This window comes from Acinetobacter sp. TR3 (genome assembly GCF_027105055.1).
Lineage (GTDB): Bacteria > Pseudomonadota > Gammaproteobacteria > Pseudomonadales > Moraxellaceae > Acinetobacter.
The window spans coordinates 1,523,937-1,547,448 of the sequence record NZ_CP114264.1 but is presented as its reverse complement, the minus strand read 5'-3'; the positions used below and the strand labels follow the sequence as shown (position 1 = coordinate 1,547,448).

At 37.0% G+C, this 23,512-nt stretch carries 27 protein-coding genes and 1 pseudogene; 16 read left to right on the top strand and 12 right to left on the bottom strand.

Features of this window, described 5'->3' with window-relative positions; genetic code table 11:
* Positions 1–97 precede the first annotated feature (97 nt).
* The 4 genes and pseudogenes from ilvA to O1449_RS16350 form a co-directional block, all read left to right on the top strand.
* A complete protein-coding gene (gene ilvA / locus O1449_RS07255; RefSeq protein WP_269239583.1) occupies positions 98–1,642 on the top strand; it encodes a threonine ammonia-lyase, biosynthetic in 1,545 nt (514 codons plus the stop codon).
* Between the two features lie 154 nt (positions 1,643–1,796).
* Complete coding sequence (locus O1449_RS07250; protein WP_269239582.1) at positions 1,797–2,291, top strand: hypothetical protein; 495 nt, start codon at positions 1,797–1,799, stop codon at positions 2,289–2,291.
* A 5-nt stretch (positions 2,292–2,296) separates the two neighbouring features.
* On the top strand, positions 2,297–2,701 hold the full coding sequence (imm48, locus tag O1449_RS07245; protein WP_269239581.1) for an Imm48 family immunity protein: 405 nt from the start codon (positions 2,297–2,299) through the stop codon (positions 2,699–2,701).
* A gap of 90 nt (positions 2,702–2,791) precedes the next feature.
* Positions 2,792–2,878, top strand: a pseudogene (locus tag O1449_RS16350) (hypothetical protein); the annotation flags it as partial.
* A gap of 100 nt (positions 2,879–2,978) precedes the next feature.
* Here O1449_RS16350 and O1449_RS07240 read toward each other — a convergent pair.
* The gene (locus tag O1449_RS07240; protein WP_269239580.1) at positions 2,979–3,452 is read right to left on the bottom strand and encodes a hypothetical protein; all 474 of its coding nucleotides are present in this window, start codon (positions 3,450–3,452) and stop codon (positions 2,979–2,981) included.
* 269 nt (positions 3,453–3,721) lie between these two features.
* Between O1449_RS07240 and O1449_RS07235 the strand changes: the two genes are divergently transcribed.
* Positions 3,722–4,372 carry a potassium channel family protein gene (locus O1449_RS07235; protein WP_269239579.1) on the top strand — a complete coding sequence of 217 codons (651 nt, stop codon included), beginning with the start codon at positions 3,722–3,724 and terminating at the stop codon, positions 4,370–4,372.
* Between the two features lies 1 nt (position 4,373).
* A complete protein-coding gene (locus O1449_RS07230) occupies positions 4,374–5,711 on the top strand; it encodes a TrkH family potassium uptake protein (protein ID WP_269239578.1) in 1,338 nt (445 codons plus the stop codon).
* Here O1449_RS07230 and O1449_RS07225 read toward each other — a convergent pair.
* The 4 genes from O1449_RS07225 to O1449_RS07210 all read right to left on the bottom strand — a co-directional run bounded on the left by O1449_RS07225 (position 5,699) and on the right by O1449_RS07210 (position 11,300).
* The gene (locus tag O1449_RS07225; RefSeq protein ID WP_269228068.1) at positions 5,699–6,226 is read right to left on the bottom strand and encodes a cysteine peptidase family C39 domain-containing protein; all 528 of its coding nucleotides are present in this window, start codon (positions 6,224–6,226) and stop codon (positions 5,699–5,701) included. The two genes, O1449_RS07230 and O1449_RS07225, sit on opposite strands and share 13 nt — an antisense overlap.
* Complete coding sequence (locus O1449_RS07220; RefSeq protein WP_269239577.1) at positions 6,227–7,396, bottom strand: phospholipase A; 1,170 nt, start codon at positions 7,394–7,396, stop codon at positions 6,227–6,229.
* 21 nt (positions 7,397–7,417) lie between these two features.
* Positions 7,418–10,357 carry an insulinase family protein gene (locus O1449_RS07215; RefSeq protein ID WP_269239576.1) on the bottom strand — a complete coding sequence of 980 codons (2,940 nt, stop codon included), beginning with the start codon at positions 10,355–10,357 and terminating at the stop codon, positions 7,418–7,420.
* Between the two features lie 172 nt (positions 10,358–10,529).
* A complete protein-coding gene (locus O1449_RS07210; protein WP_269228071.1) occupies positions 10,530–11,300 on the bottom strand; it encodes a COG4705 family protein in 771 nt (256 codons plus the stop codon).
* 180 nt (positions 11,301–11,480) lie between these two features.
* Here O1449_RS07210 and O1449_RS07205 point away from each other — a divergent pair, with 180 nt between their 5' ends.
* The 8 genes from O1449_RS07205 (at position 11,481) to O1449_RS07170 (ending at position 17,346) form a co-directional block, all read left to right on the top strand.
* Complete coding sequence (locus O1449_RS07205; protein ID WP_269239575.1) at positions 11,481–12,494, top strand: adenosine kinase; 1,014 nt, start codon at positions 11,481–11,483, stop codon at positions 12,492–12,494.
* Between the two features lie 16 nt (positions 12,495–12,510).
* Positions 12,511–12,816 (top strand): Rieske (2Fe-2S) protein, encoded by a 306-nt coding sequence (locus tag O1449_RS07200; protein ID WP_269239574.1) that lies wholly within the window; start codon positions 12,511–12,513, stop codon positions 12,814–12,816.
* Between the two features lie 22 nt (positions 12,817–12,838).
* Entirely contained in the window at positions 12,839–13,450 is a 612-nt protein-coding gene (locus tag O1449_RS07195; RefSeq protein WP_269239573.1) for an OB-fold-containig protein, read from the top strand.
* Between the two features lie 568 nt (positions 13,451–14,018).
* On the top strand, positions 14,019–14,210 hold the full coding sequence (gene cydP / locus O1449_RS07190; RefSeq protein WP_269239572.1) for a cytochrome oxidase putative small subunit CydP: 192 nt from the start codon (positions 14,019–14,021) through the stop codon (positions 14,208–14,210).
* The gene (locus O1449_RS07185) at positions 14,210–15,787 is read left to right on the top strand and encodes a cytochrome ubiquinol oxidase subunit I (protein WP_269239571.1); all 1,578 of its coding nucleotides are present in this window, start codon (positions 14,210–14,212) and stop codon (positions 15,785–15,787) included. Before cydP ends, O1449_RS07185 begins: the two co-directional genes overlap by 1 nt.
* Positions 15,784–16,929: a cytochrome d ubiquinol oxidase subunit II gene (gene cydB / locus O1449_RS07180; protein ID WP_269239570.1), complete on the top strand. Its 1,146-nt coding sequence runs from the start codon at positions 15,784–15,786 to the stop codon at positions 16,927–16,929. The genes O1449_RS07185 and cydB overlap by 4 nt, the downstream gene beginning before the upstream one ends.
* A 14-nt stretch (positions 16,930–16,943) precedes the next feature.
* Positions 16,944–17,045: a cytochrome bd-I oxidase subunit CydX gene (gene cydX, locus O1449_RS07175; protein WP_002120988.1), complete on the top strand. Its 102-nt coding sequence runs from the start codon at positions 16,944–16,946 to the stop codon at positions 17,043–17,045.
* A gap of 4 nt (positions 17,046–17,049) precedes the next feature.
* Complete coding sequence (locus O1449_RS07170; protein WP_005160016.1) at positions 17,050–17,346, top strand: cyd operon YbgE family protein; 297 nt, start codon at positions 17,050–17,052, stop codon at positions 17,344–17,346.
* 127 nt (positions 17,347–17,473) lie between these two features.
* On the opposite strand, the gene O1449_RS07165 is transcribed toward O1449_RS07170, so the two are convergent.
* The 7 genes from O1449_RS07165 to O1449_RS07135 form a co-directional block, all read right to left on the bottom strand.
* Positions 17,474–17,890 (bottom strand): hypothetical protein, encoded by a 417-nt coding sequence (locus O1449_RS07165; protein ID WP_269239569.1) that lies wholly within the window; start codon positions 17,888–17,890, stop codon positions 17,474–17,476.
* A 144-nt stretch (positions 17,891–18,034) separates the two neighbouring features.
* Entirely contained in the window at positions 18,035–18,556 is a 522-nt protein-coding gene (locus O1449_RS07160) for a GNAT family N-acetyltransferase (protein ID WP_269239568.1), read from the bottom strand.
* A gap of 64 nt (positions 18,557–18,620) precedes the next feature.
* On the bottom strand, positions 18,621–19,304 hold the full coding sequence (locus O1449_RS07155) for a YccT family protein (RefSeq protein ID WP_269239567.1): 684 nt from the start codon (positions 19,302–19,304) through the stop codon (positions 18,621–18,623).
* A gap of 221 nt (positions 19,305–19,525) precedes the next feature.
* Positions 19,526–20,122 carry a nitroreductase family protein gene (locus tag O1449_RS07150; protein ID WP_004662314.1) on the bottom strand — a complete coding sequence of 199 codons (597 nt, stop codon included), beginning with the start codon at positions 20,120–20,122 and terminating at the stop codon, positions 19,526–19,528.
* A 175-nt stretch (positions 20,123–20,297) separates the two neighbouring features.
* Complete coding sequence (gene ftsY / locus O1449_RS07145; protein WP_269239566.1) at positions 20,298–21,416, bottom strand: signal recognition particle-docking protein FtsY; 1,119 nt, start codon at positions 21,414–21,416, stop codon at positions 20,298–20,300.
* A 120-nt stretch (positions 21,417–21,536) separates the two neighbouring features.
* The gene (locus O1449_RS07140; protein WP_269239565.1) at positions 21,537–21,866 is read right to left on the bottom strand and encodes a hypothetical protein; all 330 of its coding nucleotides are present in this window, start codon (positions 21,864–21,866) and stop codon (positions 21,537–21,539) included.
* A gap of 107 nt (positions 21,867–21,973) precedes the next feature.
* Positions 21,974–22,333, bottom strand: coding sequence for a hypothetical protein (locus tag O1449_RS07135; RefSeq protein ID WP_269239564.1), 360 nt, complete (start codon positions 22,331–22,333; stop codon positions 21,974–21,976).
* 233 nt (positions 22,334–22,566) lie between these two features.
* On the opposite strand from O1449_RS07135, the gene O1449_RS07130 reads away from it, so the two are divergent.
* Both O1449_RS07130 and O1449_RS07125 read left to right on the top strand, forming a co-directional pair.
* Positions 22,567–22,800, top strand: a complete 234-nt coding sequence (locus tag O1449_RS07130) for a hypothetical protein (protein WP_004662320.1) — start codon at positions 22,567–22,569, stop codon at positions 22,798–22,800.
* A 299-nt stretch (positions 22,801–23,099) separates the two neighbouring features.
* On the top strand, positions 23,100–23,471 hold the full coding sequence (locus O1449_RS07125) for a DUF2750 domain-containing protein (protein WP_004662322.1): 372 nt from the start codon (positions 23,100–23,102) through the stop codon (positions 23,469–23,471).
* The last annotated feature ends 41 nt before the right edge of the window (positions 23,472–23,512 follow it).

The following is a 23,512-nucleotide window of genomic DNA, read 5'->3' as shown; positions in this document are numbered from 1 at the left end:
ACTTCACTCAACTATTTTGACATTTGCTGCAAGAAAACAGCGCAAATGCACAGGGGTTTGCTACAATGATCGCCTATTTTAAACTGTTATAGGGAAGATGAACATGCTGTCTCGTGTGGTACGACAAATTTTACAAGCAACGGTTTATGATGTTGCGATTGAAACACCGCTTGAAGCAGCTCCCCGAATTAGTCAAAAAATTAATAACAACATTCGATTTAAACGTGAAGATTTACAACCTGTCTTCTCTTTTAAGCTACGTGGTGCTTATAACCGTATTAGCCAACTTCCTAAAGATCAACTCGATCGTGGTGTGATTTGTGCATCTGCGGGTAACCATGCACAAGGTGTTGCTTTATCTGGAAAAAGATTAGGCATTCCAGCCATTATCGTCATGCCAAGCACGACACCTGACATTAAGGTGCAAGCTGTTAAAAACTTAGGTGGTCAAGTTGTTTTACACGGCGATAGTTTTGATGTTGCCAATAAATATGCAAAACAACGTGCTGAAAATGAAGGATTAGTTTTTATCCCACCTTATGACGATGAACTCGTGATTGCTGGACAAGGCACAATTGCGAATGAATTATTACGTCAATGGCGTGATGTGGAATATGTTTTTGTTGCTGTTGGCGGCGGTGGTTTGATTGCTGGTGTTGCAGCTTATTTAGGTGAAGTTGCGCCACACGTCAAAGTCATTGGTGTTGAATACGAAGAATCTGCCTGTTTAAAAGCTGCTCTTGAATCCAATGAGCGTGTGATTTTACCTCATGTTGGCTTGTTTGCCGATGGCACAGCAGTTGCACAAATTGGTGAATTACCTTTTGAAATGATCCGTTTATCTAAGTCAGATAATTCAGGCCCAATCGTTGATCCTAACATTGTTACCGTAAATACAGATGAAATCTGTGCCGCAATCAAAGATACCTATGATGAAAATCGCAGTATCGTTGAACCATCAGGGGCGATGGCCTTAGCAGGTATTAAAAAATACGTTACCGAACATCAGCTCACTGGAAAGAACATGGTTTCAATCGTTTGCGGCGCAAACATGAACTTTGACCGTCTTCGCTATATTGCCGAACGCACTGAATTGGGTGAACGCAAAGAGGCAATTTATGCAGTCACGATTCCTGAGCAAAAAGGCGCATTTCTTAATTTCTGCCGCGCCCTACAAGGTCGTAACATTACTGAATTTAACTATCGTGCCAGTGACGACAGCCAAGCTCAGGTTTTCGTTGGAATTAGTTTGAAAGGTGGTGAAGTTGAACGTCACGAAATCTATGAATTACTCAAGCAACAATATGATGTCGATGATTTATCCGATGATGAAGTTGCGAAACTGCATATTCGTTATTTGATTGGTGGTCATGCCAACCTTGAAAATGAACGTTTATTTCGTGTTGAATTTCCTGAGCGTCCAGGTGCTTTATTAATGTTCTTGGAGCGTCTAGGTCCAACGCATAACATCACCCTATTCCATTATCGCAATCATGGTGCAGCCGAAGGTCGTGTACTTGTTGGCTTACAGGCCACTGATGCCAAACAAAATCCAGATGGTTTAGTCGAAACCTTAGAGAAAATTACTTATCCATATGCTGAAATCAGCAACAATATTGGATATAAGCGTTTCCTTAAATAATCCACCTAACGAAATAAAGCTGACATGATGTCGGCTTTATTTTTATAGAAGTAATATTGATTTATTTACAGTCAATTGGGTGCACGGAATTTAATAAAATTTTAAATTAAATACCACATACTTAGCTATGCAGCGCGAAAAAAACAGGTCTGAAATGAAATTAAATAATATTTTAAAAATTGATGAGACAATTAAAGAAAGATTTAAAAGACTTGAATTTTTAAGTGCTTGGGGTAAAGTTAATACTCTTAGCTTTTACGTTGATAGTATTACAATAAATAAGGTGGATCATTACTTAAGTGGAAATGAGTGGGAAAATGTAACTATAGATGCTGCCAATCAATTGAGTGCAGAAGTGTTAAATAAAAATAGAGAAATATTTTCGTTATGGAATCAATACTCTAGTGATGCACGAGAATTTGTTAAAAATGAGTTAATTGGAAGTTTTTCTTTGAATTTTTCGAAGGATATTATTGATTGTATTAGGTGGGATATAATACATTTGGTATTATATTCTCAGTATCGGCTCTCATTGAATATAGATATTATTCCTTTTTATGAGAAAATGTTTCTAATTTATGAAAGTGGACATTTTCCATGTGGTTGGGTGGATGGAAAATATCCTGATGGAAACTTTATAGTGGTGTAGATGTTATGAGTGATCTTTTAATATATCGTGAAAATAATATATTAATCGTAAATGAAATATTAGAATTGCTGAATATAGATTTATCAGACACTAGTGAATTGGAAAGACAAGTTTTAGCTTGTTTTGCATTTGGTGTTTTATATGCAACTGGTAAGGAAAAAGGGTTCGAACCTGCTCAAATTCATGCATTATCTATCGTAAATCTACAAGATTCTTTTAACTATAGCGTTGAGCAGGCGGCTGATTTTTCAGGTTTTTTGGTTGATGTGGCTTCGGATGAGAAATTACATAAATTCATGAATGCTATTATACATTGTGGTATTAATGGTTATTATCAATTGAATAATAGGAATTATATTGCATTGACAGAGAATATAAGAAATATATTAAGTGAGATTAAGAAGGGTTAAGCTTTTTTGTTCTATCTGCTATACGGCGCGTAGATATTTCAACTCAAACAAAATCATTACAATCAGATCGACTGATCCATCTTAAAATGAAATGGTTTAGTCGAGACTTTAGAGAAAATCACATATCCATATGCTGAAATTAGCAACAATATTGGATATAAGCGTTTCCTTAAATAATCCATTTAACGAAATAAAGCTGACATGATGTCGGCTTTATTTTTATATTTGCTCATCCCATATACTGTGTGACTATATCGTGCAAAACATAAATCACTTTTTAAATAGATACAGCCATCTCAAGAACAAATTCATGCTTTACCCTTTCCCCTGTAGAATGATCTACAGCCTTCATCTCCTCAATATAATATAAAATCTCCACCCTTTTCCCAACTTCAAACAATTGCAAATCATTCTCGTCATTAAAGAAAATCCCTTTACTAACGGTTTTCCCATCACAATCAAGCACGACATCCATAGTATCTGGTCCTTCAGACTCATCCATATCAACGATATAAATACGCCGAATTAAACCAGTTATTTTTTTGCGTGGAATCACCTCTAACTCTAGATTATTCAACCACTCAGCCGAGCCATATAAACCATACGTACCATTAAGCCCATGTGTCGGTCTTGACTGATTTAAGGTCAATGCTTGAACAGCCTTAACATGTTTAGGATTCTGCTCAATCTTAACTCTCACGTGATAAACCAATTTCATTGGTTTCATGAAGTCTTGTTCATTCAACAGCATAATACACCTTACTTTAACGACACCTTTCAGCTTTTAACATTATCTCGTTCCACGCTTTGCTGTGGAATATCAAACTGGTTATATGTTTATACCTAGAACATATTTGCTCAATACAATTAAATTCCTAACCAAATTCCTTGTAATTTTTATTTTGTCATAACAATAACAAATGTAGATCTTCCAACTCAAACAAAATCATTACAAACAGATCAATTGATCCATCTTAAAATGAATAAAAAGACATTTTTATCATTTAGTTAAGGATAGTTATGGCACAGTTTGCAGTCATTGGTTTAGGTAGTTTTGGTGCAACTGTCGCATTAGAACTCACTAAACTCAATCATGATGTGATTGGGATTGATACCATCAAACGTAACGTAGAAAGTTTGGCTGATCGCATTACTCATGCCGTTATAGCAGATGCAACAGATGAGCATGTTTTAGAAGAACTCAACATCCAAAATTGTGATGCCGTCGTGGTTGCGATTGGTGAAGATATTGAAGCAAGTATTCTTTGTGTACTTAATCTTAAAAATTTAGGTGTTGAAAAAATATTAGTTAAAGCCAAAACAAAAGCACACCATACAATTTTATCTCACCTAAATATCACCAAAATCATTCATCCCGAAGAGGATATGGGTGTACGTGTTGCTCAAGCACTGAATTATCCAATGGTCAGCCGTTATATGGCTTTGGATGATGATCATTATATTGTCAAAGTTCCTGTACAAGAAAAACTGAATCATGTGAATTTATCAGGCATCTTAAAACAAGAACCCAATATCAAACTTTTATTACTTAAACGTGATCAACAAATTCTATATGAAACCGATGTGAATTTTACTCTACAGGCTGGCGATGTGCTTATTTTAGAAGGCTCGCTCAGCCATCTCCGAAAGCTCTCAGGATGTTTTGTATAAAATGACTATAAAAATAAATACACAAAAGATCTTTAACCTAAGTCCACCGTCTTTATTAGCAATTGGGTTTCTGAGTTTCATTATCATCGGAACATTATTACTCAAACTCCCCATCGCCAATAAAGGCAATTTGAGCTGGATGGATGCCTTATTTACAGCAACATCGGCTGTAACCATTACAGGTTTATCTGTAGTGAATTTAAACGAATCTTTTAATCATTTCGGTCAATTCATTATCTTATTATTGATTCAGTCTGGTGGTTTAGGTTTTATGACCTTCGCAATTTTGGCAGCCTTAAGTCTAGCGCCTAAACTTGGACTCAAACAACAAATGATGGCGCAAGATAGCTTAGGTCAAACGAGCTTGTCCAAAGTTACCTTTGTGGCAAAAGGCGTAGTAATTTATACGCTTTTCTTTGAACTCATCGGCGTCATTATATTAAGTACATCTTTTATACCGATCTATGGCTTTGACCGTGGGCTGTATTATTCGATTTTTTATAGTATCTCTGCATTCAATAATGCAGGGTTTTCGCTATTCAATAACAGCTTAATAAATTTTCAAGGTCATTATTTAATCTGTTTAACCATTAGCACGCTATATACATTGGGTGGAATTGGTTTTCTTGTTTTAATTGATATAAAACAAAATAAACGTTGGAGTAAACTTACACCGAATAGCAAGCTAATCCTCAGTGCAATCGCGACACTAAATATTGTGGCTTTTATTTTGATTTGGCTTTTAGAAGCCAATAATCCACTTACTTTAGGTTCAATGAATATTGGTGAACAAGCCATGAATGCTTGGTTCCAAGCGACAGTACCTCGTTCATCTGGGTTTAACACCATTGATACAGGCGCAATGGAACACAGTACAACACTTCTCACGATGCTATTGATGTTTATTGGTGGCGGTTCACTGAGTACCGCAGGCGGTATTAAAGTCGGTACATTTGTCATCTTACTGCTCTGCGTCATTTCCTTTTTGCGGCGCAATGAAGAAATCCGCATCTTTAATCACTCTATTTCCCAAGAAACCACCTATAAAGCGCTTGCCGTCGCAGCAATTACAGGCATGCTGATTTTTGTCGGCTGCTTTACCCTTTTTCTTTTGGAGCCTAAACAGGATGTCTTAGATCTGATGTTTGAAGTGGTTTCTGCGGCATGTACGGTTGGTTTATCTCGAGGTGTAACAGGCGAACTACATGATGGTAGCCTATTTGTGCTGAGTCTATTGATGTATACAGGTCGTCTTGGACCATTAACCCTTGCCTACTTGATTGCTACACCAAAGAAAAGTCGTTTAAAACATGCCAATGCTAATATTCAAATTGGATAATCACCTAACGGCTGCTCAACCACAATCACCTGCCGACAAATTCCATCGGCTTGGCGTTGTTGTTCAAACGTACTTTTTGACATCACTTCAAAGTGATCACAGAAACTAATCTCTTGTTCATCAATTGAATAAATCAAAGATTGGTTTCCCACACCCTGTAGGGTGTCATAAAATACGATAACAAAGTGACCATTTTCAAATACCTGTTGAATCTCGGAATAAGTCAAAGCAGCCTGAATCGGAATCTGAAGACCTTGGGCATCCAAATAACTTTGCTTTTCTTTCTCATCAATATTCGGATCAGGGTCAGTATACAATGACACTTCAAAGCCTAATTTTTTCAGTGCCACAGCCAAAGCAATTGTAAAAGTTCCCTCCTGATGATCATGTCGACACAATCGAATTAGATCAGCAATATCAATACTTGTTTGATATTGCTTTAAAATCAACCAAACGGCGAAAACTCCACAATTTGCTTCAAGCTGCAACAATGGCTCTGGAATATTTAAACTCATTTAATACCAATTCATCAAAGACACACCTAAACCAGCGTAAGTTGCACGATGGTTATAATCAATCAGGCTCTCACCATAACCATCAAACAACTGCAAATGTCCGCGCAATTTGCCTTTAATCGGGAAAGCCCAATCAAATTGAACAGCACCATGCGAACGATCACCACCTTTTAATGAATGACGCAGCATGAGAGAAAATTCATTTGCATTATGACGATAAAATGCAGTTAAATCGCCACGTCCCATATAATCTTTAATATCAGGATTATTATCGTCTTTGGCATCTTCTTCTACTCGATACCACGGACGTAACATCAATGCAAAATTATCTTTTTCAAAGCCTAGATTGAAAATAACGCGGTTCCAACTACGTGATAAAGGATCAGAACGACCATTAGATTGATGATTTAAAGTTACACCAAGTAAACGCGCATTTAGACCGAGAATTTCATAGTTTGTTCTAAACATCAAACTTGCTTCAGGCTCATAATTCGTTTCACGAAATGGTCGTGATTCTTCTGAGTTATATACTTGCCATCTAGAAGATTGTGTATATCCCAACCACAAATCACCATTATTCCCGAAAATATTTTCCAACGCTTTAGTTTTCAGTGAAAGTTGAAATTTAGCTTCACTTGATGTTAGTTCTTGTTTATCTGTTACCGTATTTTGAGGATTTGGGCTACTAGGAAATTCATTCTTATCGCTGGTCCAAAATGCAGGCAGCAAATAAACGGGTTGATAAGCACGAATATTCCACACACCCAGTTTACTTTCTTCAGAAAGTTCCCAACGGCGATCTAACAATGAAATATTTGGATCAAATTTAGGCGCAGCACCTAAGATGTGCAAATCACTTACTTTTTGAACAACCTTATCACGCAAATTTGTAGGTTCAGCTTTTTCATTTTTGTTTTCTACCGATGGAGCAGCTACTGCAATGATTGGTTCGGCTGCTTGAACTTGTGGTGGGATGACTGTTGGTGCTTTAAAAAGACTGTCATAACAAGCCAAACGATCCGCATTTGAAGCCAATGCAACACAAGCCTCTACTGTTGCAGGTGCTGCAGGTATAGTTGTCTGCGCATTGACCATAGAACTAGCCAAAGCGCTCAGTGTCATAACGACACCAAGCTCCAAATGACCCCGCTCAAAAGATTTGAACGCCATAGATATCTCCAACTTTTTATTTTAATTAACTTGCTGAATATTAAATCCAAGTGCTTGTAGCTCATCACGTTTAGCAAATGGCGCAACGACTGCTTTTACTGGTTTTTGTTCCAATAAATATTGTTTTGCAACACGCTGCAAATCTTCCAAACTCACACTTAATAAGCGCTCACGTAAAACTCTACGGAATTTTGGCGTACGTGCGTGCAATAATGCATAACAAGCAGTAATTGCTTCGCCAGCAGGTGAACCAGGTTTGTCCATACCTGCGACTAATCCAAGAATTGCCTCTTCAAGTTGATATGGTTGCTGTTCAACGTTAAATAACCATTGCACACTTGCTTCAAAATCATTAAATGTTTCAACTAAGCGTGGATCGCGATAACTATAAAAACGGAATGAACAAGCATTACCATCGTAGCTTGCCCCACCACCATAAGCACCACCCTTTTCACGGATCGCGCTATGTAAGAAACCATTACGCAGATATGCAGCCAATACCATCAATGGTGCTGCATCTGCATGTGCAACATCAACGGCTTGATAAGCAGAGCAGCAGAATTGAACATTCGTCTGAATGAGCCAAGCTTCATCATTCTCTGTATTGATTTGCTCAACTTGGGTTAAGCTTACAGGTGATTTATCGACAGCCAATTTATCCCAAACGTTTTGAATCTCTTCAACTAAACGATCCGATTGATGCTCTTCACAGACCAACAAGAATTGTTTAGGTGCTTGTAATAACGTGCGATGAATCGCCTGTAGTTCCGTAATCAAGGCTTGATAAGCCTCATCATCTTGGTCAATCTTATTGACAAGATCACTCAACCAGTTCAATGCACCTAAACCTGTATTGTGATAATCACGGCGAGCCAAAGCACTCATCTGACGTGACGCAGCCTGCATCGCATAGCTATGTCCAGAACCAGACAAACGTGACTGCCAACGGGTTTTACGTTGCTGCAATAATTCGATGATACGGTCTTTTTCATCAAAACGGAGCTGTTCAAATGCAAGTTTCAACAATTGGATTGAATCTAACTTTTGCGTAAGTGATTTAGTCGTCAACGTCAACCAAGCACTGATACGATCTTTATTATCTACTTTGCTGCGTAAAGATGCTCCCATTCCCAAACCGCCACTTACAGCCGTTTGGATTTGTTGGAATTCTAAATAATCATGCTCACCTGCGCCAACCTCTCCCATCAAAATAGAAAGTAAATTGAAGTAAGGTGATTGCACGATTTCATCAGGAATTTGAATCAAGACTTGTTGATAATAAATACCGTTCGTACCTGCATGGTAAAGGTTTAAAGGCGTATCTAAACCATTACTAATAATTTCACGAAGTTGCCCTTGCACAATTTGTAAATCTGCTGGTATATCCTCCAAACCAACTTTCGGCAATAACTCAAGATCATCAGCTGTATCTTGACGTTGTTTCAGCGCTTCCGTTTTTTCCTGAATTTCGACTTTCTGAGCATCGGTTAAATTCGCAGTAATCTCAGCCAATCGTGCTTGCTCAGCTTGCTGCTCTTTGACTGATTTAGTTGCATCAGGCACTAAAGTCATTTGCACACGATGTGGATTATCCAACAAATGAATTTGAATCAAGTTAGACAACCACATTGGGTCTTTCAGTTCTTCTTTAACTTGCTCAATCGCAGCATCCACATCCCAGACATGGATTGGATCATTATGGTGAATTGCACTGCCTAAACCATTTAAAATAAGGCTTAAACCATATGGCGTACCATCACCATTGATTTCACGTTGATGCAATTCAATTTGATGCAAAATCGCATCAACCAAATCAGTATCAATCGGTTTTGATGCTGCTTCTTTCAAAATATCTAAAACACCATTTTTAAATGTTTCAGCATGTTCTTCATTCGAGCCTTGTACGCCACAATAGAACGTCATTTCAAAGTTACTATCATCAACGCCCATCAATGGGCCAGTTGATTGTGCATAACCACAGGTCTCTAAATAATGACGCAATGGTGAAGCCGAATTTTCTAATAGAATTCCTTCAACCAAACGCATACCTAAACGTAATTTAATGTCACTGGTTTCAGGGAGTAGCCATGACATCACATGATAGGTTTTATCTTTAAGCTCTTCACTATCTACGGCATAGCTTTCATTCACTTCTATTGGTGCTAATAAACGTTTTTCAGGTTTTGAATACAGCGTTGTACCCTGAGAAAACTTATGCAAAGCGAGCTTTTCAAACTGCTCTTGTAGGTCATAGGCAGTTTGATTACCAAAGGTCATAAAGACTGCATTACTTGGGTGATAATGTGTTTTATAAAAATCGACCAGTTGTTCATATGTTAAATCAGGAATGTCTTTTGGATCACCACCCGAATTATAATGATAAGTCGTTTCAGGAAATAAATGATGCGCCAACTGATGATAAAGTTGATCTGTCGGTGAACTCATCGCTCCTTTCATTTCATTGAAAACGACACCTTTATAAACGGCTTGATCATTCTCTAACTCAATGCGGATGCCTTCTTGAGCAAAATCTAAAGGGTTCAAATTTGCAGCGAATGCAGCATCTAAATACACTGACAATAAATTCTGAAAATCTTTTTTATTCTGTGTCGCAAATGGATAAGCTGTCCAATCTGCTGCTGTGAACGCATTCATAAAGGTATTTAATGAACGACGAATCATTAAAAAGAATGGGTCGCGTACAGGAAATTTTTCAGAACCACATAAAGCTGTATGCTCTAAAATATGCGCAGCGCCTTTTGAGTCCATTGGTTGCGTTCTAAAAGCCACTAAAAACACATTTTCATCATGGTTCGTAGCTAAATGGTAGTGAACTGCACCAGTTACTTTATGCTTATATTCTGAAACATGAATATCGAGTGCTTCTACATGGTGTTGACGTAATAGCTGAAACGCGGGATGAATAGTTTGAGTAATGCTTTCAGTAACATCTACAGTCATGTGATCTCCAATTTATCTATTTAAATAACACTAATTTAATATAGAGAGTCTACCGAAGAATACACATGGATATCCATGTAAATTGGTATGTTTTTGTAGAAAAATGCGCCAACCAAAATTCAACGCATTTTTTCTCTGTGATTTCATCGAATATAAAAATATTTACGTTGGATTATAAGCGAGTGTTCTGATGTTTCGACCAATATACACACCCGAGGATAACCACCAACAATACTATAGAAGCTGTAAAACGGCTCAAGTCCAGCCCTCCAGAACTGAGTGGCTTATCCAAAAAATCTCCAACTACAGCGCCCAATGGACGAGTCAATACAAAAGCAGCCCAGAATAATAAGGTTTTTGATACTCTTGTTAAAAAGTGCAGAGCAACAAGCAATAAAATCAATCCAGAAAATAAAGCAATTCCACCTGTATAACCCAAACCAGCAGTATCAGCAGACCAATCACCCAAAGCTGTTCCGAGTGTTTGTGAAAAAGTGATTGTGATCCAGTAAAACCACTCGGTACGAACATTATTGATCGTATCTGGCGAAATATTACCTTCAGATGTGTGCCATACCCATAAAGACAACAAGACCAACAACAATAATAATGAACTACCGCCGATATAACCAATCCCCAAAGACCGATCCATAAAGTCAGCCAACGTCGTTCCAACTGTTGTACTCGCAATGATCGTGAACCAGTATAGAAATGGTTGGTACGTTTTTGCACGAATCTGGCAGATAACCAACGCAATAAAAATGAAAGCAAAAATAAAAGTGCTAATCAAATAACCTAGATTAAGTGACATGGAAACAGCATCTCCAGCCGTTTCTCCAAATGTTGTGGCAAAAATTTTAGTCAACCAGAATAAAGCTGTGACTTGTGGAACTTTTGACAAAAGTTCATGTGAACTGGAAGTTGTCGCCTGAAGTATTGCCATAGAATTTCGGCTCTTTGTTCATTAAATATGTTTATTCTTGATTGGTCCGCTTAAATAAAAATTAAAACAGATGAACGCAACAATTAACTATTTAGAGCTACGCTAATTTTTTCAACAAACTACTGTAATCCTGAGCATTAGTGTAAACTTTGCTTTTTGATTTTTAATGTGATGACAAACATGGCAACTGTTGATCTTTTTGCAATTGGTAATGCGCTGATTGACCAAGAATTTAAAGTCTCAAATGAGTTCTTAACACAACAATCGTTGCAAAAAGGCACAATGCAGTTGACCGATGGCGACACTCAAGCGGCTTTATATCAACAACTACAAGATACGCAAAGCTATAAAGGTCAAGCAAGTGGCGGTTCTGCTGCAAATACAACGGTTGCCTTTGGTGCTTTAGGTGGTACAGCTTTTTATGGATGCCGTGTGGGTAATGATGACCTCGGTACAATCTATTTAAATGGCTTAAATGCGGCAGGCATTCAAACAACAACGCAATCTATCAGTGAAGGCGTAACAGGTACATGTATGGTTCTGATCAGTCCTGATTCAGAACGTACCATGCACACATATTTAGGCATTACCGCTGAATTAACTGCTGAACAAATCGACTTTGAACCATTAAAAAATGCAAAATGGCTCTACATCGAAGGTTATTTATCGACAAGTGATACTGCTCGTGTCGCGGTAAAACAAGCACGTGAACTTGCCAAAGCACATGGCGTTAAAGTCGCACTCTCACTGTCTGATCCTGCAATGGTGCAATATGCACGTCAAGGCCTAGAAGAACTCTTAGATGACGGCGTTGACTTATTATTCTGTAACGAACAAGAAGCGCTAATGTTCAGTAATACTGAAACACTTGATGCAGCTATTGAAGTTTTAAAATCAAAGAATCAACATATTGTCATCACTCAAGGTGCAAATGGCGCAATCATCATTGATCCTAAACAACAATTCCACGTTGCTGGTCGCGAAGTTCATGCCGTTGATACTAACGGTGCTGGTGACGCCTTTGCTGGTGCATTCTTATATGCCATTAACGCTGGTTTAACTTTAGAAGCTGCGGCCCAACTGGCTATTTTAATTTCTAGCGAAGTTGTTGCGCAATTTGGTCCACGCTTAGCCGTTGAAAACTATGCCAAATTATTTGAACAATTTAAAAATTCTCAACAGGAATATGCTTAAAATGGAAAAAATTTGCATGACTGAGGAAGTTCCAGATCGTGAGTCTCGTGCATATGACACCATGAAAGGAACAACAATCTTTATTACTCAGAAAGATGGTAGCTTTTACGCTTATCAAAATATTTGCCCACATTTGCAAACTGAACTTGAGTATTTAGAAAATCAATTTTTAGATCAGGATCGTGAGTATATCCAATGTTCGACTCATGGCGCATTATTCTCAGTAGAAACTGGTGAATGTGTTTCAGGACCATGTCTAGGTGAATTCCTTGAAAAAGTAAATTTGGAAGTACACTCTGATGGTGGTATTTATATTGACTAATACCTAGATCATGAATTCTGCGATGACTGAGTTTTTTTTAAATTACTACCTTATGCCATTTCACATGAGCGTAGTGGCTTTGATTTTGCTCAGCATTGCAGAAACAATTGGTATTTTTATTGGGTTACGTCCAAGTCATCTCGTAAAGAAAATGACACCAGAGTGGTTATTAAATTCACCACTATTAGATGTAAAATTCTCTAAATACCTCATTTTTGTATTTTTACTCATCAATTTTAGTTTTGCAGGTTATTTCTTAGAGCTTTCTTTTTTTGCCTTACAGCATTATTTCATCTCACCTTACTACTTATTTGTTCCTGCTTTGATTATCGACATCTTTTTTACTGTGTTTATGATCCATTGCTTAGACCAAGTGATCAGACCCAAAGTCACACATACTCACATTAACTTAGTGGGTCGATTAGCAACAATTTCTACGGGAAATGCACGTCCAGGCTTCTCTGCACAAGCACGTGTTCGCAATGAATTCGGTCAACTGTATTATGTACAAGTAGAGCCAGAATATGGTGAATTAGAGTTACAATCCCAAGTGTTGTTGATCAGTCAGAAATCTAATTCGTACTATATTGCTAAAAAAATCTCTATTTCAAATAAACTATTTACCGCAGACTGAACCCAAAATCCGTTGAAATCTAATTGAAGCGATTAGATTTTTTTCATTCATCATTAAAGTTACAATTTGTTACATAAAGAAAAAGTAAAAAACGTGTAATCACCTCTTCCATTTCTATCAACTTATTGATCTAACTTTCAGACTAAAATGAAGGATGATATTTCACATATTTTTCAAACCAAACTCTACCAATACACTAGGTTTTGTGCAGAATCCATTATAAAAATCACTTAATTGTGTAATCAATTCTTTAAATTATTGTAAATATTATATTTTTTATATTCATACTATTTTAGTTGGTTTATTTTATCTTGAATTAATTATAAACCAAACCATTTTAATCAGATTTAAAAATATAAATACAACTGTTTTAATCAACTTTTTAAATCAATTCATATTATTTTAGTTGGATAAACAAAATATTTTTAATTACTTCAATAAAAACGCTTAAGATATTGATATTAATCATTTATTTTATATAAAATATTTTAAAACCCTTAAAGGTTTATTTTTAATGAATTTTATTTAATAATGTTTTACATCTTTTTAAAATATGAGGCTAAGTTCTATGAACATGAGTTCTCAAGATTCAAATCGGAGATTAATCAGAGAAATTACGATTATTCTTATTATTAAAGTTGTGCTTCTCATGGTGATTAAACATATCTGGTTTGATGCCCCAACGATTCCAAAAGATTTTAACAATGAAGTTGCCGAGCGTATTGCTGGTGACATGTCCAAAACTCAGGAGACACGTTGATGATTTCTGAAAGCGTGGTCGATCTTTCGCGGTTCCAATTTGCAATGACCGCAATGTATCACTTTCTTTTCGTCCCTCTAACTTTAGGTCTCGCTTTTATTCTTGCCATCATGGAAACCACTTATGTGATTTCTGGCAAAGAAATTTATAAAGACATGACTAAATTTTGGGGGAAACTCTTCGGGATTAACTTTGCCTTAGGTGTAACCACTGGTTTAACCATGGAATTCCAGTTCGGTACAAACTGGGCATATTATTCTCACTATGTAGGCGACATCTTTGGTGCCCCGCTTGCAATTGAAGGCTTAATGGCTTTCTTCCTAGAATCGACTTTTATCGGTCTATTCTTCTTTGGCTGGGATCGTCTTTCTAAAGTTCAACACTTAGGTGTAACTTGGCTAGTTGCGATTGGCTCTAATATGTCAGCCTTGTGGATTCTCATCGCCAATGGTTGGATGCAAAACCCTGTTGGTGCTGCATTTAACTATGAAACCATGCGTATGGAACTTGTAGACTTCGGAGCGTTGATTTTCAACCCAGTCGCTCAAGTAAAATTTGTACATACCGTTTCTGCTGGTTATGTCACAGGTGCAGTTTTTGTACTCGCCATCTCAAGCTATTATATGCTAAAGAAACGTGATATGCCCTTTGCTCGTCGCTCTTTCGCGATTGCTGCAATTTTTGGTTTAGCTTCAACTTTCTGCGTCATTTTACTTGGTGACGAATCAGGTTATGAGCTAGGCGATGTTCAAAAAACTAAACTCGCTGCAATCGAAGCTGAATGGCACACTGAACCTGCACCTGCTGCATTTACTTTATTTGGTATTCCTAACCAGAAAGAAATGCGTACCGATTATGCAATTAAAATTCCGTATGTTATGGGGATGATTGCAACTCGCTCGACAGACAAAGAAGTTACTGGCTTACATGACTTGATGAAAGAGCATGAAATCCGTATTCGTAATGGTATGGTGGCGTATAGCGAATTAACAAAACTCCGTGCAGGCGATCAGTCCCCAGAGTTACTTGCATCATTTGAAAAAAATCAAAAAGACTTAGGCTATGGTCTGCTATTAAAGAAATATACACCGAATGTTGTTGACGCAACTGAAGAACATATCAAAGCAGCAACTAAAGATACCATTCCAAATGTCGCTGCATTGTTCTTCTCGTTCCGTGCGATGGTGGCTTCTGGTGCATTAATGTTATTACTTTTCCTACTGGCTGCATGGTCAGTCGCTAAACGTAATGCCGAAACAAAACCATGGTTACTTAAATTTGCTCTATTTGCTCTTCCACTACCATGGATTGCAATTCAAACAGGTTGGTATGTAGCTGAAGGTGGTCGTCAACCATGGTCTATTGGTGAAGTTTTACCAACACATCTATCTGCATCTTCTTTAAGCACAGGTGATGTATGGGGATCAATTATTGCACTTGCTGCGTTCTATACTGTACTGCTCATTATTGAAATGTACTTAATGATCAAATTTGCTCGTTTAGGTCCAAGTTCGTTGCACACTGGTAAATATCATTTTGAAAAACTAGCTGCAAAAACTGGGGAGGCTCAATCATGATCGAATATGAACTCCTAAAAATTATTTGGTGGGTATTGGTTGGTGTATTACTCATTGGCTTTGCCCTCACTGATGGTTTTGATATGGGCTCAATGGCGCTGATGCCATTTGTAGGTAAAACTGATTCTGAAAGACGTGCTGCAATCAATACGATTGCACCACACTGGGATGGTAACCAAGTCTGGTTTATTACCGCTGGTGGTGCACTTTTTGCCGCATGGCCAATGGTTTATGCTGTCGCTTTCTCTGGAATGTATTGGGCATTACTACTCGTTCTATTTGCGCTATTCCTCAGACCTGTTGGATTTGACTACCGTTCTAAATTAGAAAATACGCAATGGCGTACTTCTTGGGATTGGGGTCTGTGCATCGGTGGTGCTGTACCAGCACTAGTATTCGGTGTTGCATTTGGTAACTTATTTTTGGGCGTACCATTTAGCTTAGACGATACCTTACGTTCTCAATACACAGGCAGCTTCTTTGCATTATTGAATCCATTTGCGCTGATTTGCGGTATCGTGAGTTTGTCAATGTTATCTGCTCACGGCGGTGCATGGTTAATGCTTCGTACTGATGGTGATTTACATAACCGTTCGGCTAAAGCAACTCAAATTATGGCAATAGTATTCCTTATATGTTTCTTAGCGGCTGGCGCTTGGTTATTCTTTGGAAATATCTCAGGCTATAGTTATGCTACTGCTGTTAATACTAATGCTGCATTAAATCCACTTGCAAAAGAAGTTGTCACTAATACCAATCATGGTTGGTTAAACAACTATGCAACTTATCCAATTACTATTGCTGCACCGATTGTTGCAATCTTAGGTGCATTACTAGTGATCATTAGCGCAGCGAAACATAAAGCGGCTGTGAGTTTTACTGGTACAAGCCTGATGATTGTGGGTGCAATCTTAACCGCTGGTTTTGCATTATTCCCATTCTTATTACCATCAAGTATAGATCCAACGTCAAGCTTAACAATGTGGGATGCTGTTTCTAGTCACAAAACTCTAGGTGTAATGACTGTTGCTGCTTGTATTTTTGTTCCTCTCATTTTGATCTATACCTCTTGGTCTTATTACAAAATGTGGGGTGTCATCACTAACAAACACATTGAAGAAAATTCACATAGTTTGTACTAATGAGGAGATGTGAAATGTGGTATTTTGCATGGATTCTAGGCATTTTGATGGCATGCTTCGCAGGTGTACTCAGTGCGCTGTATATCGAACACCATCAAGATTTAGATGAGGAATAATAAAATGGCTGAAGCAATGACAACACCGAAGAATAGTAAAGCGCAAGTGCTTGCAATGACCGTTTCGTTTTTGTTGGCATTGCCGCTTGCTGCTATTTTATTGGTACACCCATCACTGATGTTAGATGCTAATGGTCACTATAACCACAGTATGCTGATGCTCGTCATGGTCGGAATTTCTGGTGGTTTTATTCATGGTGTTGGGTTTATACCAAGATTCTGGTTATGGAAATGGTTATTTAGTCCTTATATTGCATGGCCTCTGATGATCTTAGGTTATTATATTTGGATTGGTAATTAGTCCTTAACAAATCAAATAGAAAGAGGAAGCTATGCTTCCTCTTTTTTACTTCATAAGCACATTGTCATTACAAAGTAATGATGAACTATGAATAAAATTCCTATGATTCTGGTTATTGAACATCTTTTTAGTTTTTTTGGTACAAAGCTGATTGTATGGATATACACATACTCTCTGGGTTATTTACTAGAATAACTGTCAGTGGCGTAAGATAATTATTAGCAAAGAAATAAAGATAAAAAGCTTTTAAAAACCCATATGGTCTACCGCCTACCCCAATTTCATTTGTGTACTTGATATGATAAACATAAAGTTTTCTTTGTTCATTTAAGGCATCCGTTCCGTACAAACGAATAATCTCATGACGTGCTATATTTTTTAATCCTTCATCAGATTCATACTGATAGCAGCCTTTTTCCACTTCATGCATATCAGTTAATTGATAAACGTCTCTTTGACCCAACCATAAAAAATAATAAGCGATCAATAAAATACAAAGAGTGAAAATGACGATATATTTTCTTCTATTTTTCAAATTCCCCATGTTTGAACTCTCTATTTTTTATTTAACATTCCTAACTAGCCTAATCAGAAAATGATAAAAATCCTAGACTATCGTGAAGTTATCTAAAAACTTGTTAAACTTCATCAAAGCTCTAAAAACAAAACACAATAGAATACAAATTTCTTATGCAATCACTTTTTCCATTTCAATCAGCTGAATTGGTACTAATGGTTGACCAACATCAGCATCTATAGGATAAGACTCTGTACGCCCTGTGATCTGATAACCACGACGTTGATAATATGCCATCAACTCAATACGAACATCTAGAACATACATGATTAAGCGTCGAACACTCGAATAGTTCTGAGTAATATAAGTTTCAACATAGTTAAGCATTTCTCTGCCATAACCTAAATTTTGAATTGTTGGATCAATCGCAAAAGTACCTATCTCGATATAATCATCATTCAAACTTAATCCAATGCAACCAACCAAAGAACCTTGTTCATTTTCACCAACAAGTAATTCAAAATTTGATTGATTTAGCTCTATATTTAGTTGCTCTTTGGTAATACGTGTTCCATCTACAAATGCTTTTTCTGTCGTCCAACTTCGACCAGACTGAGCCCGATAAGCCAAATTGATTAATTCAACCAATTGCGCTACATCATAAATTTTTGCATTTTTAATGTTTAAAGACATTTCTATTTTATACATTCAATAAAAAACCGATGATAACATCGGTTTTTTAAAATGGGCGAGTTAATTAGTTGGTTTGACCCGCTAACCAAGCCATAAATTTTTGGCGCTCAGCTTTAGATGCTTTCTGCCACAATTCTGCTAATTGTTGATCTGTGGTTTTTGCTGTACCGATTGCCGCTACTGTTGTTACTGCTACAGGCGCAGTTGCAACTACTTGTGATGTTGTTCCTGCATAAACAGGTGCAGGTTGATTCACGGTATTGTTCTTATTTTTTTGCGTTAGATCTAGCGTACGCCCAAGTAAACTACTACCTGTAAACCAAGGCTGTACTTCATTGTTAGCACCTGTTTGCTGCACAACAAGCTGCTTGTTTTGATCATATAAAGCAACAGTTGGTTGTTCAGCATATTTTTTTGCTTCACTAAAGTTCTTTGGTGCATTTATCAACGCTAAATTATACGCTTGATTGTCTTTCAGATCCGTTGCTTGAATTGTTACAACACCTGATTTAACAATATCATGCTCACCATTTAAATGATCAAAATATTCACGATAACGCACATTGACTGTTAGATTTCCAGCATCAACCTGATAGTTATTTTTCTTAGAAGGAATTAAACCATTATTTACTTCTTGACCATTTACCGCAAGAATCACGATTTCTTCAGGTGCAGTGATTGTGACTGCTGAAAAAACTGAACTACTTAATAATAACCCGAAAGCAGCAACACCAACTCTTAAAGACATTAGACTCTTCTCGATATAAACAATTTATTAAATCGTAAGCACTATGCTCTGCGATTATGACCATTTTATGACATAAAACAAAACTGTCTATTCCAACAATTTGCCTTTTTTAAGATATATACATTAGTTTTAATGCTAAGCGCCATAGTTCTTTTGGCGAATACAAACCTTAAATAAAAAAGAGCACATTGAGTGCTCTTTTTAGTGATACGTATATTTACTTAGTTAAAAGTTTTGAAACGTGCAGCATCATCCATATAGGTTTTTTCACCAGCAGCCGCTTCAATAGAACCGAATACTAACTGGGCACGTAATTTCCAGTTTGATGGAATATCAAAAGTTTCAGCCACTTCGGCATCCACGATTGGATTATAGTGCTGTAATGATGCACCAACACCAATTTCAGATAATGCAGTCCATGTTGCGAACTGGGCAATCGCACTTGAATGTTCAGACCAAACTGGGAAGTTATCCGCATACAGTGCGAATTGCTCTTGTAAACCTTTTACAACATCTTGATCTTCATAAAATAACGCTGTACCAAAACCTGCTGAGAAACTATCAATTTTAGCACTAGTATTTGCAAATGCTTCTGCTGGAACCATTTTTCGTAAAGTTTCGCGAACAATTTCCCAAAATTTATGGTGTGATTCACCATATAAAGTTACAACACGTGAAGTTTGTGAGTTGAATGATGATGGGCTTTGTTTTACTGCTTCGCGAATTGTTTCTTCAATCGTTGCTTGGTCAACTGTAAGATTTTTACCAATTGCATAAATGGTACGACGTGATTTAATGCTATTTAGAAAGTTACTCATGTTGTTATTCCTACTATACCTTTAAGGCGTTATCTTGGATTGAATGTAGTGTATAACGATACATTTTTTAGGAATAGTCTAAAAAATATGACAGATCGTTTTATTTTTGAAACAATGCTATTTGTGAACTATAAAAAAACTCCACATTGAGTGGAGTACTTTTAACATAAACTAATTACTTATCAGTTTCAAATAATGCCGCAACAAATGATTTTGCTGAGAATGGGCGTAAATCATCAATCTTTTCACCGACACCGATATAACGAATTGGCACATGGGTACGACTCGCGATATTAAATAACACACCACCTTTCGCTGTACCATCAAGTTTAGTAATCGTAATACCCGTTAAGCCAACCGCCTCATCAAACAGTTGCACTTGGTTAATTGCATTTTGGCCTGTCCCCGCATCTACAATTAACATAATTTCATGCGGTGCAGTTGCATCAATCTTCTGCATCACACGTTTAACTTTTTTCAACTCTTCCATAAGATTTGATTTATTTTGCAAACGACCTGCTGTGTCAGCGATTAGAACATCAATACCCTTTGCACGCGCACTTTCAAAAGCATCAAAAATAACCGATGCACTATCTGCACCATGCCCCTGAGCGACAACTGGAATATCGTTACGTTCACCCCAAATTTGTAGTTGCTCAGTCGCTGCAGCACGGAAAGTATCACCCGCCGCTAGCATGACTTTTTTACCTTCACCTTGTAAACGTTTAGCCAGTTTACCAATAGTCGTCGTTTTACCTACGCCATTTACACCCACCATTAAAATCACATAAGGCGATTTATTTGGATCGATATGTAATGGTTTGACACGTGGTGCAAGTAATGCAACCAACTCTTCTTGTAATGCTTTGTAGAGCGCATGCGAATAAATTAAATCTCCACGCGCAGTTCTTTCAGTAAGATTCGCGATAATAGTTTTGGTCGCATCGACACCAATGTCGGCGATGAGTAGCTGTTCTTCAACTTCCTCTAATAACTCATCATCAATTTCTTTGCCACCAATTAAGATATTGACCATACCATCCGTAAAACTACGACGCGTTTTAGTCAAACCATCCTTCATACGACCAAAGAAACCCGTTGACTTAGCTTCTTCTGTAATAGCAGGAACAGATGTTTCTTCCACAACTACAGGTGATGGCATTTCAACAGTATTTTTTGCTACTGGCTCAATAATGGGAACATCGACAGCAGGTAAACTTGGTAATGTGACATCGTCATCTCCGATATCGGCATTTATCAAGAATTTATTTTGCATATTCGATTGCTGTTGCATGTCGATTCCTTGAGAAAAAAAGCAGCTTTTTTAAAAGATGGTCAGTCTAGCACAAATTGATTTCTTTTTCCTGACTAAGGCAAACTGTTCATTTATAAATAGAAATGAGTCGATTAAAACTTATTCATCTTCTTGCGCCATCGCTGGGTACTCTCTGATTCGACTAGATTCAAATTGATAAGCGTTCAAAAGCTTTAAATAATCTTCACGGCGAATCTGAGAATTTTCCAGTATATGTACTGCCATTTGTTGTGTTTTAGGATGACTGGCCTGCTGTGAAAACTGAAGCACTTGTTGATATTGCAAAGGATTAACAGGACGTTTCAATGCATAAAATGCAAGGATAAAAATAGAAAAAATAATGATACTGACCAAAGCATTATAAAATTGGTCAATTTTCAACCCCAATTTGGATTGTAGAACTTTATGTTTAGAAATTATAGACAGCATAATCTACCTCGAATTAGATGTAGTGTATGTGTCTAGCTCGCTTAGGACAAGTGTAGCGTTCAATAATTCACCGCCAGTAAGTTTATTGAACGCTCATATGGTATTAATCAACTCATAAGCGAACGGACAAAGGCGAAATATAAAATGAATGCAATAATCACAAGTGTCAAAAATATAGCAAACATCCCTACACCACTTTCAGCATCAGCTGGATGTAAATCATCATCATCAGCAATACGTTTCAACTCGCCGTTGTAAATATCATAAAACCGATCTTTTTGTTCAGGGCTTAAATGACTTGCGAAATCGTAAACCCTTTTGCGCTGTGCTAAACAATAGTCACCTAAGTGAATCTCCTGATGAAAGATTGCCTCATCGAGTAATTTACGATGATGATGAGCTAAAGCAATAATTTGGCTTTCTGCTGGTGGCACATCGAAATTGAAACCATCAATTACATTTAACATATTCTTCTCCTTATCTATTTCTATTATTTTCACTTTGATTTTACTTAAAAATATTTGGCAAAACTGTTTAATCGTGTAAGCTTACAAATAACATAATGACACGCAATATATTTGACAATTCAAGTAATCTTGTCATAATAACTTCATAATTCAGAGTTATAGTGACTTAAATTCAAAGTAAAGTATCTTTGAATAGAATTTGAAGTAATCATAATTAGAATAAGGAGTTATATATGATTCAACATTTTACACAACATGAACTAGAACATGTGTATGCAAATGCGGTGAATACAATTCAATCGCAAAAAAACTTTCTAGATGCAGTGAAAGAGCTTGAACAAGTGGCTCAAGCAGGTCACGGTAAAGCAGCATTATTTTTAGCGGAACTGTATTATCAAGGTTTTCGAGTAGAACGTGATTCTTTGAAAGCTCAATATTGGCAAAAGTTAGCAACAATGCAAGCATAAGAAAACGTCACTCAGGTGGCGTTTTTTAATACCTTCTTAAAACATACAACATCACGCCCTGACACGATCTAACTTGCGCCGCATCAAAGCTTTGATTTTCTCAGGTAGTGTTAACTTTAATAAAAAATATTTCTAGAGTCTTTCTGAATTGCTTTTATCTGATGCAAAGATTGAATAATCAAGATGATATTTTGACTCAAAAGAATATTTGCTTACGATTTAGATCAATTGTTTAAACATAAATGCCATATAAATTTCTTATAATTAAACATGAGTTTAAATAAAATTAGTTTACGAACATGTATCGTTTTAATAATTTCCAACCAGTATCACGTGAGTTGATGATTAAAATTTCAATTCTAAAAACAATGATGTATTGTGGCGTACTTTGGGGTTTATATCATCAAGGTTGGGCAATCAAGTCCGATCACGATGGTCATGTATTCCCATTTTGGTTGAATGGCGTACAAGCACACCGTTATGCAAAATCAAATTGGAAAAATTATAAACCACGTAAAATTACACCAAAAGATTTTCATGAATCACTCTTACCAACCTTAACGCGTTTACAAGTAGAGCCTGCTCTATTTAATTCTTCGCATCGCAAATTCAAACTTTCGACACAACAAATGCAGCATTTCTTTTTTATGCCAGAACCAGTTATGGCGTAATAAATTTGCCCACCAATCATGATGACTTTTTAGACATTCAC